Here is a 13,642-nt window from a genome sequence, read left to right as displayed (position 1 = left end):
CATGATTCCATTGCCGGACCTGCTGATTTTCGCCGCCGCCGCGTTGTTGATGGTGCTCACGCCCGGCCCGAACATGATCTACCTGATCTCCCGCTCGATCTGCCAGGGTCGCAAGGCCGGTGTCACGTCCTTGTTGGGGGTGGTGGCGGGATTTTTCGTGCACATGTTCGCGGCGGCAGCGGGGCTGACGGCGGTGTTCCTGGCGGTGCCGCTGGCCTATGAAGTGTTGAAATGGGCCGGTGCGCTGTACTTGCTCTGGTTGGCCTGGCAGGCCGTGAAGCCGGGGGCGCGCTCGCCCTTCGAAGCCCAGCAGCTGCCAGCGGACTCGACGCGCAAGTTGATCACCATGGGTTTTCTCACCAGTGCCCTGAACCCGAAGATCGCGGTGTTTTATCTCTCGGTGTTCCCGCAGTTCATTAGCCCGGAACACGGTTCGCTGTTCACCCAGAGCATCATCCTGGGGCTGACCCAGATCAGCGTCAGCTTCAGCGTCAACCTGCTGATTGCCCTGTTCGCCGCGGGCATTGCCTCGTGGTTCGTCCACAATCCCACCTGGCTGGCGGCCCAGCGCTACTTCATGGGGTTTGTGCTGGGAGCGTTGGCGCTGCGCCTGATGCTTGAGCAACGGCGTTCGGCGTGAGCATTCGACGGCTGAGGGCGGGCGATGTCGAGGCGTATCGCCACTTGATGCTCCAGGCGTACGCGCTTCATCCTCAGGCTTTCACCTCCAGCGTCAGTGAGCGGGCGACGCTGCCCATCAATTGGTGGGAGACACGCCTGACCAGCCGGCTCGATGTATTGCTGGGGGCGTTTGTGGAGGATGAGCTGGTGGGTATTGTCGGGCTGTCCCTGGAACCCCGGGAAAAGGCCCGGCACAAGGTGACGCTGTTCGGCATGTATGTCAGCGATGCCCATTGCCATCGGGGGCTCGGTTACCAATTGGTGCAAGCGGCCCTCGACGAAGCCCGCCGCCACAGTTTTTTGCGCCTGGTGCAACTGACCGTCACGGCCGGTAACGCCCCGGCCCTGAAGCTTTACCAGCGTTGCGGCTTTGTGCAATACGGCCTCGAGCCGCAGGCGATACGGGTGGGCGAGGACTACCTCGACAAAATCCACATGTGGCGTGAGCTCTAGAGCTCACCGGTCATGACTATTGAGCTTTGTGGTGAGGGAGCCAAAACCACCGAGGATCCCCCTGTGGGAGCGGGCTTGCTCGCGAAGGCGGCGTATCAGTCGCTAACAGCGTTGCCTGACCCACCGCTTTCGCGAGCAAGCCCGCTCCCACAAGGGATCTGCGGTGAACACACTTCCTGTGCTCAGCAAAAATCCAATGTGGGAGCGAGCTTGCTCGCGATAGAGGATCCACATGTGGCGTGAACTCTAGAACCCACCGGTCATGACTATTGAGCTTTGTGGTGAGGGAGCCAAAACCACCGAGGGTCCCCCTGTGGGAGCGGGCTTGCTCGCGAAGGCGGCGTATCAGTCGCTAACAGCGTTGCCTGACCCACCGCTTTCGCGAGCAAGCCCGCTCCCACAAGGGATCTGCGGTGAACACACTTCCTGTGCTCAGCAAAAATCCAATGTGGGAGCGAGCTTGCTCGCGATAGAGGCCACTGGGTCTCACCGAACCGCACTGACCCCATCCAATGTGGAGAACGAAGTGTCCTTGGCCGTCAGCAAAAAGTCGCGCATGTACGGCGCGTCGAGCATGTCGGTGCGCACCGCCGCGTACAGCGTGGCAAACAGGCCTTTCTCCCCCAGCCGCTTGGCTTTCACATAACCCCGCGAGCTGTATTCATGCAGCGCCCAGTGCGGCATGCCGCACACACCTCGGCCGCTGGCTACCAGTTGCATCATCATCACCGTCAGTTCAGAAGTGCGCACCTGGGCCGGTTCGATGTCGGCCGGCTCCAGGAACCGGGTGAAGATGTCCAGCCGGTCCCGCTCCACCGGATAGGTGATCAGGATTTCGCTGACCAGGTCGTCGGGCACGATGTAGGGTTTGCCCGCCAGTCGATGCTGGTTGGCCACGGCGAGCATCGCTTCGTAGGTGAACAGCGGCACGTAAGTGATGCCGGCCAGTTCCAGCGGGTCGGAGGTCACCACCAGGTCCAGGTCGCCCCGGGCCAGGGCCGGCAGCGGGGCGAAGGCGAAGCCCGAGGCCAGGTCCAGTTCGACTTCCGGCCAGGCGTCACGGAACTGGTCGATGGTCGGCATCAACCACTGAAAGCAACTGTGGCATTCGATCGCCATGTGCAAACGCCCGGCGGTGCCGCCAGCCAAGCGAGCGATGTCCCGTTCGGCGCCGCGCAACAGGGGCAGGGTGGCGTCGGCCAATTGCAGCAAACGCAGGCCGGCGCTGGTGAAGCGCACCGGTTTGGTCTTGCGCACGAACAACTGCATCCCCAGGCGCTCCTCCAGTTCCTTGAACTGATGGGAGAGGGCGGACTGGGTCAGGTGCAGGCGTTCGGCGGCTTCGACCAGGCTGTCGGCCTCGCGCAGTGCGTGCAGGGTCTTGAGGTGACGGATTTCAAGCACCGTAGGCTCCATGAGGAAAACTTGTGGTAAGAGCAAATAGGTTGAGTTTGTCTCATGTGGGGCGGGCTGTCGATAACAGTGCCTTCTTTTAGGTTTCAGTTCGGTATGGCAACCACTCGGCAAACTTCATCAAACTGTCACGTAACTGTGGCAGCGCGCTTGAACAAACTTCATCAGACTCGCGCTCTACTGGGGTTCTGCGTTTCGGTGTTTCTTCATGCGTGTATTCATTTTCCTGGCCGCGTTGTTTTGCGGCTTGCCGTCGTTGGCGGCCTCTCGTTGTGATGTCAACGTTGCGACCCAACGGGTCGATCTGGATCAGGTGAGCCTGGCGTACCAGAGCATTGGTCGTGCCTCGGATCCGGCGTTGCTGTTGGTGATGGGGCTGGGCGGACAATTGATCCATTGGCCGGACGAAGTGGTGGTCGCCCTGTGCGAGCAGGGTTTCCGGGTGATTCGCTACGACAACCGCGACGTGGGGTTGTCCACCTGGCGGCAGGCCCCCGGCAGCGCCAACCTGACCTTTGAAGCCTTGCGCTACAAACTCGGCTTGCCCGTCGCCGCGCCATATACCCTGACCGACATGGCCGACGACGGGCTGGGGTTGATGGATGCGCTGCACGTGCAGAGCTTTCACGTACTGGGGGCGAGCATGGGCGGGATGATTGCCCAGCACATGGCGGCCATGGCGCCGCAGCGGGTCGAAAGCCTGACCCTGATCATGACCAGTTCCAGCGCCCAGGGTCTGCCCGCACCCAGCGAACGGCTGGTGCAACTGTTGTCCCGGCGCGGTGCGCCGAATCGCGAAATGGCCCTGGAACAGCAGGCCGATCTGCTGGCCGCCCTGGGCAGCCCGATGGTGGTCGATGACCGCCAGGCGTTGCTGCATCAGGCCGCCCTGGCCTATGACCGGGCCTTCAACCCCGAGGGCGTGAAGCGCCAGATCATGGCGATCATGGCCGAGCCAAGCCGGGTGGCGCTGCTCAACCAGCTGCGGGTGCCGACCCTGGTCGTCCACGGCACCGCTGACCCGTTGCTGCCGGTGATGCACGGCGTGCACCTGGCAGCGCATATCCAGGGCAGCCAGTTGAAACTGATCCCCGGTCTGGCCCATCGCTTTCAGGATGCGTTCAAGGCGCCGTTACTGGGGGCGGTGTTGCCTTATTTGCAGCAGCATCGCGAAGACACCTCGCACTGGGCGCAGATCGAGCCGGTGCCGGCGCCGAATCTGCTCTAACTCAAGCCTGGCGCTTTTCTGTGGCGAGGGGATAAATCCCCTCGCCACGATGCTCACAGGTCAAACCGTCAACCGCAAACGCGCCAGGTCCCGCAACGGCGGCGCGCCAAACAACCGACTGTACTCGCGGCTGAACTGCGACGGGCTTTCATAACCCACCCGATACCCCGCTGCCGAGGCTTCCAGTCCTTCGGCCAGCATCAGCCGCCGGGCTTCCTGCAGGCGCAGTTGCTTCTGGTATTGCAGCGGGCTCATGGCTGTCATGGCCTTGAAGCGATGATGCAGGGTCGAGACGCTGAGATTCACCTCCCGGGCCAGGTCATCGATGCGCAACGGCTGTTCGAAATGGCCATTGAGCCATTTGATCGCCTGGCTGATGCGATGGCTCTGACTGTTGGCGATGGCGATTTCGTACAGTCGATAGCCCTGTGGGCTGCGCAGCAGGCGATACAGAATTTCCCGGCGTACCAACGGCGCGAGCATGGCGATGTCTTTCGGGCTGTCCAGCAACCGCGCCAGGCGCAGCACGGCGTCGAGCATCGGCGTGTCCAGGCGTTCGACATACAGTCCACGTCCGGCGGGGCGGGTCGGCACACCCAGCGGGCCGGCATCGGCGATCAACGCGGTGATTTCCGCCGGGTCGATGTCCAGGCGCAGGGCCAGGATCGGCTGTTCGGGTGTAGCGTCGGCCATGCAGCCGCTCAACGGCATCGACACCGAGACCACCAGGTAATGCAGCGGATCGTAGTCGAACAATTCGTCGGCCAGGCGCACCTGTTTGCTGCCCTGGGCCATGATGCACAGTGCCGGTTGCGCCAGCACCGGGGCGAACGCCTGGGGCTTGCTGTGCCGCGACAGGTGCAGCGAGCCGATGGCCGTGGCGTAGCTGCCGTCTTCGCTGGTGTTGCGGTCGATGATCGACGCCAGTTCAGCGCGCTGTTGTTCCAGAAAGGTGTCCAGCGGGACCTGGGCTTGGTCGAGAGGCGACATGCCGGAATCCTCGAAGAATGATAGAGAGCGATGAGCAGAGCTTATGTTTGTGCAAGGTGCAGCGATAGCCACATCCTGTCGAAAGCTTGCCTGATCCTGCACGGCGCTTGGACACAAGACACTGCAACGCCGCCGAAACTTGCTTGAAACCTTTTGTTTCAACTTCTCGGGTTCCAACCCGATCAATGGCGGATTTTGTCCTGTGCGTGGGCAGGATCGTGCAATGGGTCGGCAGGAATCGACTAACGAAGCTGGCGTCGGCGCGCTTAACCTTTGAATCTGTCGCAGCCTCTCCCCCGGCTGCACAACGGATGACCTGGGAGGGTTGAACATGTCTACACAGATCCCCGTCAGTCACATGGCTTTTGTCCGTGCTCGTGCCGGTTGCTCGAAGCAATTGGGTGCTCGCCTGAGTACGCTGATTGCGCCTTCGCGCCAGGCCCCCGGTTGCCTGCACTTTGCCTTGCAGCATTCCCAGTGCGACGCCGATTTGTGGCTGGTGTCCGGGCTTTGGGTGAATCAGGCGGCAATGGATGCCTACTTCAATTCCCCGGCCATGGCGATTTTCACCGAGCTGGTGCAGGAGCTGGTGGTGAGCAGCCTGGACTTCCACACGTTCAGGGACGTATCCGCCGCCCAAGCGACCGAAGCGTGCCTGGCGAAGGTACACAAACTGGCCGGTTGAAGGTTTAATGGCGGTCATTTCCCACCGCCAGGATGCACAAACATGGCACGTAAAGCCTTTGAAACCTTTGAAGCTGTTTCCGCTGTGATCCCCAAAGAAGGCGGCGGCTACCATGCCGCCATTGCCACGAAGGCCATCGGCGGTTCCGGTGCGCCGCGCTTTAACAAGGTGCTTGAAGAACAGTCTTTCAAGACGGCGACCGAAGCCGACGACGCCGCTGCCGTGCAACTGACCCATCTCAAGGGTGTCGACGATGAGGGCGGGTTGGTTTGGTAACGGCACGATCGGCCGGTAGGGCTTTTGTGGCGAGGGAGCTTGCTCCCGCTGGGCTGCGAAGCGGCCCCCTGGTTTGTCTGACACACCGCAAGGGGACGCTGCGCGTCCAGCGGGAGCAAGCTCCCTCGCCACAGGTTGAGTTTCGTCTTGAGAGCCGCGTCGCTTACTTCGGGCGATGCATCTTGAACAACGCCTCAGGCCCCAACTGGAAGTAGTCCGCTGGCCCGCCGCCGCGCAGAATCGGCTCGGCGGCGGCGGTGTCATATACCCCATCCTTCAACAGCCACTTGGCGATATGCACGGCGACCACTTCGCCGAGGATCAGCCAGCTCGGCACAAGCCCTTTGTCCGCCCGTTGCAACTGAATGATCTGCGTGACCTTGCATTCGAAGGACACCGGGCTTTGGGCCACGCGCGGTACCTGGATCACCCGTGACGCCACCGGCGTCAAACCCGCCAGTTCGAACTCATTGACCTCTGGCGCGACCATCGCGCAGCTCTGGTTCATCTGCTCGGCCAGTGGGCGTGTGGCCAGGTTCCAGGCGAACTCGCCGGTTTGTTCGATGTTGTTCAGGCTGTCTTTGCGTCCGACGCTCGAGAAACCAATGATCGGCGGGATGTAGTTGAAGGCGTTGAAGAAACTGTAGGGCGCCAGGTTCAGGCGGCCTTCGGCGTCCTGGGAGGAGATCCAGCCGATGGGACGCGGGCCGACGATAGCATTGAACGGGTCGTGGGGCAGGCCGTGGCCGTTGGTGGGTTCGTAGTAGTGGATATCGTCGGGCATGGAGCGCAGGTCCTGGGTTGTATTTTGAAGGTTTTGACGATAGTGCAGGGGCCAACTGGTTTTGTCAGCACCGCAGAACCTGTGGGAGCGGGCTTGCTCGCGAAGGGGTCGGAACATTCAATATTGATGCAAGCTGACCCACCGCTTTCGCGAGCAAGCCCGCTCCCACACTTGGACGAGTGGTGACGATGAAACCTGTTTTTTCATACCTGTACCCCAAAAACAACTAAGCCCGGCCGAGGCCGGGCTGTGAGGGTGTCGTTATCGGATTAGCTGATGGCAGCAGTGTTGGTGCGGTCGAAACCATCTTCAGCGACGGTAGCGCCGTTGGTGCGGTCGAAACCATCTTCAGCGACGGTAGCGCCGTTGGTGCGGTCGAAACCATCTTCAGCGACGGTAGCGCCGTTGGTGCGGTCGAAACCATCTTCAGCGACGGTAGCGCCGTTGGTGCGGTCGAAACCATCTTCAGCGACGGTAGCGCCGTTAGTGCGGTCGAAACCATCTTCAGCGACGGCAGCGCCGTTAGTGCGGTCGAAGCCATCAGCAGCGACAGTGGCGCCACCGGTACGGTCGTAACCATCAGCAGCAACAGTGGCAGTGCCAGTGCGGTCGTAACCATCAGCGGCGATTGCTGAGCTGGTGCGGTCGAAGCCATCGGCGGCGAAGGTGTTGGCAGCCAGTACAGAAAGGGTCAGGGCGAGGATCAGTTTGGTTTTCATGGTTGTGCTCCAGAGTGGTTGGCGTTAAGTGCCTTGGGTGTGGAGTTCATACTACCCTTGTTAATTTGATTAAAAAGCGCAAAAAAACGCTTAAACAAATCGATTAAATCGATGTGTTTGCGATCATTTCAGGCCGGGCGGAAATCCCATCACCGAGGTATCGGAATTGTGTTTTGTTGAGAATGAGAATGGAGGGCAGGCATTAACCAGAGATTAATGTCAGATAAATCTTTAGTCAGGGAACGAAAAAAAGGGGCGAACCCTGATCAGGTTCGCCCCTTTTGTTTGTGCTTGGTAGATCAGTCGGTCTCGATCCGCGAATGCTTGCGGGTGTCTTTCATTGTCACGTAGACCAGCAGCGACACAGCGATACACGCCGTGACGTACCAGTAGTAGCCGGTTTCCATGCCGATGCTCTTGAACCACAGGGCGATGTACTCAGCGGTACCGCCGAAGATCGACACGGTCAAGGCGTACGGCAGGCCGACGCCCAGGGCGCGGATTTCGGTGGGGAACAGCTCGGCTTTCACCACGGCGTTGATCGAGGTGTAGCCGCTGACGATGATCAGTGCGGCCATGATCAGGAAGAACGCGCCCCACCAGGTCTGGATGGTGTGCAGGGTGGTGAGGATCGGCACGGTGAACAGCGTGCCGAGGATGCCGAAGGCGATCAGGATCGGCCGGCGTCCGATCTTGTCCGACAGCCCGCCGATCACCGGTTGCAGGCACATGAACAGGAACAGGGTGGCGGCGGAAATGGTGGTGGAGTCGGAGATGCTCATGCCGACGGTGTTCACCAGGTATTTCTGCATGTAGGTAGTGTAGGTATAGAACGCCAGGGTTCCGCCCATGGTCAGGCCGACCACGGTCATCAGTTCCTTGGGGTGACGCAGCAAGGTGCGCATGGCGCTTTCCTTGGATTTTTCTTTCTTGGTGAACGACTCGGTTTCTTCCATGCCGCGCCGCAGGTACAGCGCCACGACCGCGCACAGGGCGCCGATGGCGAACGGAATGCGCCAGCCCCAGGCATACAGCTGCTCGGTGGTGAGGAACTGTTGCAACACGATCAGCACGCCGAGGGCGATGAGCTGGCCGGAAATCAGCGTCACGTACTGGAAGCTGGAGAAGAAGCCGCGACGTTCCTTGGTCGCCATTTCGCTGAGGTAGGTCGCCGAGGTGCCGTACTCGCCACCCACCGACAGGCCTTGGAGCAAACGGGCAAACACCAGCAGGATCGGCGCGCCGACGCCGATGGTTTCGTAGCTGGGGCTCAGGGCGATGATCAGCGAGCCGAAGCACATCAGGTACACCGAGGCCATCAACGCCCGTTTACGACCGGCGCGGTCGGCGTACAGGCCCATCAACCACCCGCCAATCGGGCGCATCAGGAAACCCACGGCGAAAATCGCGGCGGTGTTGAGCAACTGGGCGGTGGTGTCGCCCTTGGGGAAGAAGACTTTGGCGAAGTACAACGAGAATGCGGCGTAGACGTACCAGTCATACCACTCGACCATGTTGCCGACCGAACCGCTGAAAATCGATTTGATCCGGCTGGCGGTGGTTCTTTCACGGGCGGGCGCGGCAGCCGACCCAAGGGGCAGGGCGTTGGAGTTATCCATTGAAGGATCCTTCGTTTAATTGTTTTTGTGGAGCGCGTGGGAACGCAGCCTGCCAGGGCTATAGCAGGAGCCGTGCCACCGGGCAGAGGGCCGGTCTAGAGGGGGCAGCGGCATTGAATGAGCGGAAATCCGCTTGTTTTTGTCTGAGGGTGAGCGGGAATCCGCTTACTTGGAGTGGGCTGTATTGTTTGTACCGGCCTCTTCGCGAGCAAGCTCGCTCCCACAGGGTGATATGTACACCGGACAAAATGTGGGAGCGAGCTTGCTCGCGAAGAGGCCAGGCCAGTCACTGCAAGAAGAACGACCTGACAGAAGCTCCTCGGCGCAGCCTCTGTCCAGTGCCAGCCTCAGGGCGAACTCGTCGACGGTGTGAACTCAAGCTTCAACTCGCCCCGATACTGCCCGGTGTTCTTGTCGATCTGGTTGAAAGCCGGTGTGTCCAGGGTGATAGGCCATGGCGTGCAAACGACCGGGAAGGGCACGTTGGGCAGGCGCACTGAGCGGATATCGGCATTGTCGATACCGGTATGGATCACCGTTTGTCCCGACACATGCTGGGTTTCGCCCAGGTTGGCGGTGCGGGTGCGAACCCGGTATTCGATCCGGTTTCGCTCACCCGTGCCACCGGAGGCATGGTGCACGAAGAAGCGGCCCTCCATGCCTGGCACGGGGTTGGTGCCGGTGACGCGCACCTCGTAGCGCTGGCTATTGGCGTTATAGCCGTCATAGAGGCAGGCATCGATCACCGCTTGGCCGGATACTACGCCGCCCGGTCCGCTGCTCAATGGCCGGGTGCGCAGGTTCAGGTCCACTTGCGGGGTGCTGATGCCGTAGGCGGGCAGGTAGATCTGCATATTATTATGGTCGGTGACGTCGAGATTGAAGTCTACGGTGTAGGTACTGGCCGCCCCGATGGGCTGGCTGGCGTACGTCTTCAGCTTGAGCACCAGTTGCGCTGTCCAGACACCGCCCGATGGCAGTTTTGCCAGTTCTGATTGCGGTATCCAAATTGTCGAGGCGCTGCCACGCGGGCTGATGTAATCCTCACATACTTGATGATTGTTGCTGGTCAGGTGGTGCCGCCGGTTTCCCCATCCGGTGCCGTAACATCTCGAGCCTACGAAGTACCGTTCCATGTACCCGCGGACAACCAGCACCTGCGAAAGGCGGCTGCGTCGTTCGGTGAAGCGAAGCGAGATGGAACTGATCCCCTCGTTGCCCCAGTTCGAGGTAGGGCAGGCCCCGTTTTTCGGATCAGTGGAAGAAAGACAGACAAAAAGCATCTGGCGATAGTTAAAATTGTTCTCGCTGTAGCCGTGCATTTTCTGGGTCCATAAGTAATGGTCAGAAGCCGGCGTAGCACGGTCGAAGTTCAGCTCGTCGCGTTGATAATAATCGCTCAACACGACATTGCTCTGGGCCGTTGCAGGCAACGTCACCAGCGCTGCCATGCTGCAGAGCATTGAACAGGCCCGGCGTATCCGGCGACGGAAAAGTGTAGGCAGATTCATGGCTGGTTTCTCTTGTCTGGCGATAACGCGGCGCTGCGGTGTGCCGTCCAGCGCTCCAGTCGGTCGGGGTTGCGCAGGTCCTTGGGCAGGTCCTTGGGCAGGGCGTCCAGGGTGGTGCTCTGGCAGGTGAGCGTGCCGACCCGGCGCAAGCTGCTGTGGGCGGTCGCGGACTGCACGGCGCAGGCATGCACCCCGTTCAGGTCCAGGGCGAACAACGGTTGTGGGTGCTTGTTGAGATCGACGACGAAGCTGCCGTCCTCGGCGGTTTCCATCATGGCCGCGTTGAGGATGGCGGCCTGCGCCAGCGGTTGTCCCTGGGCATCCACCAGGCGTCCGACGTAGGTGTAGCTGAGGCTGGACTCGATGTGCTGCACCGCCAGCTTGCCGGGGGGCAGGAACCAGTCGCGGCTGCCGTTGCCGACGTTCACCGAGCTCAGGTTCTGGCGCGAGGCATCGGCATCGCTGATGCGGGTCTGGGAGACCTGGAAGCCATTGATCGGAATCAGCCGTTTTTCGCCGAAGCCGATGCTGGTCTGGGAACCGTAGCCGCCACTGACCTTGGCCGCGGCACCGCTTGCGTTTTCCACCGGCGCCGCGACGATGCCGACGGCGGCTCCGGGGCCTGTGCCGCCTTGGCCGTTGCCCCAGAAGAAGCCTTCGCGCCCCAGTGCCAGGGAAGAGGCGTGGTTGCCGCTGAGCCCAAGGCGTGAATCATGCCGGTCGCCGCCGCGCTGCGACAGCGCCAGGCTCGTTTCGCCCCAGCTGCGTTCGAGGCGCCCGGCCAGTTCGGCGTCCCAGCGGCCGAGGTCGTCATAACCGAGTCCGGTATTGATCTCGTTCCGACCTTGCTCGCCGTCCCAGACGCGGGTGTGGGCCAGGCTGGTCCGCACGCTGTCGCTGGCCGCCTGTTCGCGGCGCGCGTCCAGGCCAACGCTGGAGTGTTGGAATCCGCCGGAGGTCGAGCGCTCGTTGTGAGACAGGCTGAGGCTCAAGTACAGACCGTGGTCAGTCGGCCGGTTGCCGCTCTGATTGCGAAACGCGCCCACGCGGTGCGTGAGGTGGAACTGGCCCAGGCGATGCCCGCGGGAAAAACCCAATTGCAGGGTGCGGGCCCAGGTGGCGGTCGTCAGGTCGTCGGTCAGGTCCGGTTCGCCGGGCAACGTATTCCAGTAATAGGACGGGTTCACCTGGGCATAACGGTTATAGCTGTAGCCGGCGCTGAGGGCACCGCCAGCCAGTGGCAGCGACGCGCTGGCCGTCAGCGATTCGTTGCAGCCACTCTGCTGGTAGGTGCGGCGGCTGTGCTCGCAGGACGGGCTGCGCAGCGAGTAGCGATAGAGGTTCCAGGACAGGCCATGGTTGAACGTGAACTGTTGGCTGTTGCCGCTCGCCCCGTCATTGCCCTCCAGGATGGCGGCCGACAGCGACCAACTGCTGGCGCCCAGCGTGCCGGCCCAGTCCAGGCGGCTTTCGTTGTAGAACGCGGTGTCCAGCCATGTGATCCCGCTGGTGAGTGCCAGGTTATCGAGCAGTGGCACCCGCAGGCCGGTCTGGGCCACGGCGGCGGGGTCCTGCTCGTACAGGGAGTGCTCGGCCGTGCGCCCGCCCTGCAAGAACCATTGCACGGTGTCATCCCCCAGGCCGTTGCCGTCGGTGCGGCTGAAGGGCACGGTTTCGGTACGGGTCACCTGGCCGTTTTCGATCACGCGCAGGGTCACCGGATAGCTGCCGTTGGGGAAGGTCCGGGTGTCGACGTTCTGCACGCCGGCATCCAGGTAAGAAGTGGAGAGCAATTCTTCGCCGCGAAAGGCATCGACGCGGGCGCGTTGGGTCAGGATCAGGGAGACGGGCGTTCCCTGTCCGACGACGTCGCGATTGAGGTAGGCCAGGGTGGTGCCGACGCGGGCGCCGTCGATCCGGCCCAGGGGCAGCAGGCTGAAGTTGAAGTTACCGCCTTCGGCGCTGGACAGGTTGCTCATGTCCATGCGTCCCGCCTGCGCATAGTGTTCGCGGTCGAAGTCGTGCCGGTAGTAGGCGTTGTTGAATTCCAGGTTGCTGTCGCTGCCGCGCTTGTTCTGGTTGGCTTGATAGATCCAGGTGAAGCCCAGGTGGCTGTTTTCACCCAGGCCCAGTGCGCCGAGGCCGCTGGCACCCAGGGCGCGGTAACTGTCGGACTGGGCAATATTGATGTTCTGCCGGTGGACGAGGGCGTTCTGCGCCTCGCTCGGTGTGTGCAGCCGCAGGGCCGAGACCTCGTTGGCCGGCAGCCAGTCCTTGCGCAGGAGCACCTGCAGGCGGGCGCCGGCCTCGTCGAGAATCACGGCCACGGCCTCGGTTTCGAGATAGCCACAACTTGCCTCGCTGGCCAAACCGTAGGAGCAGGCCAGTTGGCTGTTGCTGGGCAAGGGCTGTGACAGCAGTGGCAACAGTTCCTGAGGCGTGGCCAGCGCGCCGGCCTCCACCAGCAGGGCCGCGATACGCTCGGGTTGCTGGAATTCGATCCGACCGGGGCGTACCAGCACCGGGTGCAGGCCGAGGTTGCGGTTGAACAGTTGTAGCTCGAGTTGTTCCACCTGCCCCTCGACCAGGGCCTCGAATCCGGCCGGTACCCGAGTCAGGTCGGCGGGCGTGGCCGCTACGGCATCGGCCAGCGCCCATGAAAGGGAAATGGAGAGTGCGGTGAAATGGAGTTTCATACGTGGCCTTGACGAAGAAAAAGGGGAGGTACGACGGTGCCGTACCCCCCCTCCGGGGAGGACCGGTGGTCGTTACGGCTGCTGGGTCAGGACCAGGCTGACGATGCCTTCGTAGCGGCCGGCGTTCGCGATGGCGCCGACGGTGGTCTGGCGGATATCCAGCAACTGCTCGATCGAGCCGCTGCTCGGGTCGCCACCCGGGAACAGGTCGGCGGCCGACAGGGAGACACCGGTGGTGTTCAGCGCCCGTCCGCCGAAACTGACGGACAGGGGCACGCCGGTGGCCGCGGGATTGGTCATGTTGGCCAGCACCGGGTTGGTGATCAGCCGCAGGGTCATGTCCTTATCGGTGTCATTGCTGAAGATCCGCGTGCCCAGACGGGTAGGTTGCAGACCGGCGCCCGGCAGGTAGGCCATCTCCATGGAAGCCGGCAGCGGGCTGCCATCGGACTGGAGCAGTTCGATCGTCGGATCGACATCGGCGTAGACCAGGATGCTTTTTTCCACCGCCAGGGCGGGCAGTGAAACCAGGGCAGCCAGTGCCAATGGAGCGATTTGGAGCAGTTTCATGGGGTGTTGCCTCTTTG

General features: G+C 62.0%; 13 protein-coding genes. 5 read left to right on the top strand and 8 right to left on the bottom strand.

The window, feature by feature from the left end; genetic code table 11:
* Window position 1 precedes the first annotated feature (1 nt).
* Both CD58_RS22960 and CD58_RS22955 read left to right on the top strand, forming a co-directional pair.
* A complete protein-coding gene (locus tag CD58_RS22960; RefSeq protein WP_025215288.1) occupies window positions 2-640 on the top strand; it encodes a LysE family translocator in 639 nt (212 codons plus the stop codon).
* Window positions 637-1,134 (top strand): GNAT family N-acetyltransferase, encoded by a 498-nt coding sequence (locus CD58_RS22955; RefSeq protein WP_025215287.1) that lies wholly within the window; start codon window positions 637-639, stop codon window positions 1,132-1,134. Before CD58_RS22960 ends, CD58_RS22955 begins: the two co-directional genes overlap by 4 nt.
* 486 nt (window positions 1,135-1,620) lie before the next feature.
* On the opposite strand, the gene metR is transcribed toward CD58_RS22955, so the two are convergent.
* A complete protein-coding gene (gene metR, locus CD58_RS22950; RefSeq protein ID WP_025215286.1) occupies window positions 1,621-2,538 on the bottom strand; it encodes a transcriptional regulator MetR in 918 nt (305 codons plus the stop codon).
* Between the two features lie 217 nt (window positions 2,539-2,755).
* Between metR and CD58_RS22945 the strand changes: the two genes are divergently transcribed.
* Window positions 2,756-3,775 carry an alpha/beta fold hydrolase gene (locus tag CD58_RS22945; protein ID WP_025215285.1) on the top strand — a complete coding sequence of 340 codons (1,020 nt, stop codon included), beginning with the start codon at window positions 2,756-2,758 and terminating at the stop codon, window positions 3,773-3,775.
* Window positions 3,776-3,835: 60 nt separating this feature from the next.
* On the opposite strand, the gene CD58_RS22940 is transcribed toward CD58_RS22945, so the two are convergent.
* A complete protein-coding gene (locus CD58_RS22940) occupies window positions 3,836-4,765 on the bottom strand; it encodes an AraC family transcriptional regulator (RefSeq protein WP_025215284.1) in 930 nt (309 codons plus the stop codon).
* Window positions 4,766-5,096: 331 nt separating this feature from the next.
* On the opposite strand from CD58_RS22940, the gene CD58_RS22935 reads away from it, so the two are divergent.
* Together CD58_RS22935 and CD58_RS22930 are read left to right on the top strand one after the other, a co-directional pair.
* On the top strand, window positions 5,097-5,450 hold the full coding sequence (locus CD58_RS22935; protein ID WP_025215283.1) for a putative quinol monooxygenase: 354 nt from the start codon (window positions 5,097-5,099) through the stop codon (window positions 5,448-5,450).
* A 42-nt stretch (window positions 5,451-5,492) separates the two neighbouring features.
* Window positions 5,493-5,726, top strand: a complete 234-nt coding sequence (locus CD58_RS22930; protein ID WP_025215282.1) for a hypothetical protein — start codon at window positions 5,493-5,495, stop codon at window positions 5,724-5,726.
* 163 nt (window positions 5,727-5,889) lie between these two features.
* Here CD58_RS22930 and CD58_RS22925 read toward each other — a convergent pair whose 3' ends face one another.
* The 6 genes from CD58_RS22925 to CD58_RS22900 form a co-directional block, all read right to left on the bottom strand.
* Entirely contained in the window at window positions 5,890-6,510 is a 621-nt protein-coding gene (locus CD58_RS22925; protein WP_025215281.1) for a flavin reductase family protein, read from the bottom strand.
* A 269-nt stretch (window positions 6,511-6,779) separates the two neighbouring features.
* A complete protein-coding gene (locus tag CD58_RS22920; RefSeq protein ID WP_025215280.1) occupies window positions 6,780-7,229 on the bottom strand; it encodes a hypothetical protein in 450 nt (149 codons plus the stop codon).
* A 299-nt stretch (window positions 7,230-7,528) separates the two neighbouring features.
* The gene (locus CD58_RS22915) at window positions 7,529-8,848 is read right to left on the bottom strand and encodes an MFS transporter (protein ID WP_025215279.1); all 1,320 of its coding nucleotides are present in this window, start codon (window positions 8,846-8,848) and stop codon (window positions 7,529-7,531) included.
* Window positions 8,849-9,195: 347 nt separating this feature from the next.
* The gene (locus CD58_RS22910; RefSeq protein WP_080712605.1) at window positions 9,196-10,359 is read right to left on the bottom strand and encodes a CfaE/CblD family pilus tip adhesin; all 1,164 of its coding nucleotides are present in this window, start codon (window positions 10,357-10,359) and stop codon (window positions 9,196-9,198) included.
* Window positions 10,356-13,055, bottom strand: a complete 2,700-nt coding sequence (locus CD58_RS22905; RefSeq protein WP_025215277.1) for a TcfC E-set like domain-containing protein — start codon at window positions 13,053-13,055, stop codon at window positions 10,356-10,358. The genes CD58_RS22910 and CD58_RS22905 overlap by 4 nt, the downstream gene beginning before the upstream one ends.
* Window positions 13,056-13,127: 72 nt before the next feature.
* Window positions 13,128-13,625, bottom strand: coding sequence for a CS1 type fimbrial major subunit (locus CD58_RS22900; protein ID WP_025215276.1), 498 nt, complete (start codon window positions 13,623-13,625; stop codon window positions 13,128-13,130).
* Window positions 13,626-13,642 lie beyond the last annotated feature (17 nt).

Origin of the sequence: Pseudomonas brassicacearum, from assembly GCF_000585995.1 — a bacterium.
In the GTDB taxonomy this organism is placed as follows: Bacteria; Pseudomonadota; Gammaproteobacteria; order Pseudomonadales; family Pseudomonadaceae; genus Aquipseudomonas; species Aquipseudomonas brassicacearum_A.
This window is presented reverse-complemented; position numbering and strand designations above follow the sequence as displayed.

Excerpts from the sequence above, each read along its gene's own strand:
- CD58_RS22935 (WP_025215283.1), top strand. The coding sequence starts at position 5,097 with ATGTCTACACAGATCCCCGTCAGTCACATGGCTTTTGTCCGTGCTCGT.
- CD58_RS22940 (WP_025215284.1), bottom strand. The coding sequence starts at position 4,765 with ATGTCGCCTCTCGACCAAGCCCAGGTCCCGCTGGACACCTTTCTGGAA.
- CD58_RS22960 (WP_025215288.1), top strand. The coding sequence starts at position 2 with ATGATTCCATTGCCGGACCTGCTGATTTTCGCCGCCGCCGCGTTGTTG.
- CD58_RS22905 (WP_025215277.1), bottom strand. The coding sequence starts at position 13,055 with ATGAAACTCCATTTCACCGCACTCTCCATTTCCCTTTCATGGGCGCTG.
- CD58_RS22915 (WP_025215279.1), bottom strand. The coding sequence starts at position 8,848 with ATGGATAACTCCAACGCCCTGCCCCTTGGGTCGGCTGCCGCGCCCGCC.
- CD58_RS22920 (WP_025215280.1), bottom strand. The coding sequence starts at position 7,229 with ATGAAAACCAAACTGATCCTCGCCCTGACCCTTTCTGTACTGGCTGCC.
- CD58_RS22925 (WP_025215281.1), bottom strand. The coding sequence starts at position 6,510 with ATGCCCGACGATATCCACTACTACGAACCCACCAACGGCCACGGCCTG.
- CD58_RS22945 (WP_025215285.1), top strand. The coding sequence starts at position 2,756 with ATGCGTGTATTCATTTTCCTGGCCGCGTTGTTTTGCGGCTTGCCGTCG.
- CD58_RS22930 (WP_025215282.1), top strand. The coding sequence starts at position 5,493 with ATGGCACGTAAAGCCTTTGAAACCTTTGAAGCTGTTTCCGCTGTGATC.
- CD58_RS22910 (WP_080712605.1), bottom strand. The coding sequence starts at position 10,359 with ATGAATCTGCCTACACTTTTCCGTCGCCGGATACGCCGGGCCTGTTCA.
- CD58_RS22900 (WP_025215276.1), bottom strand. The coding sequence starts at position 13,625 with ATGAAACTGCTCCAAATCGCTCCATTGGCACTGGCTGCCCTGGTTTCA.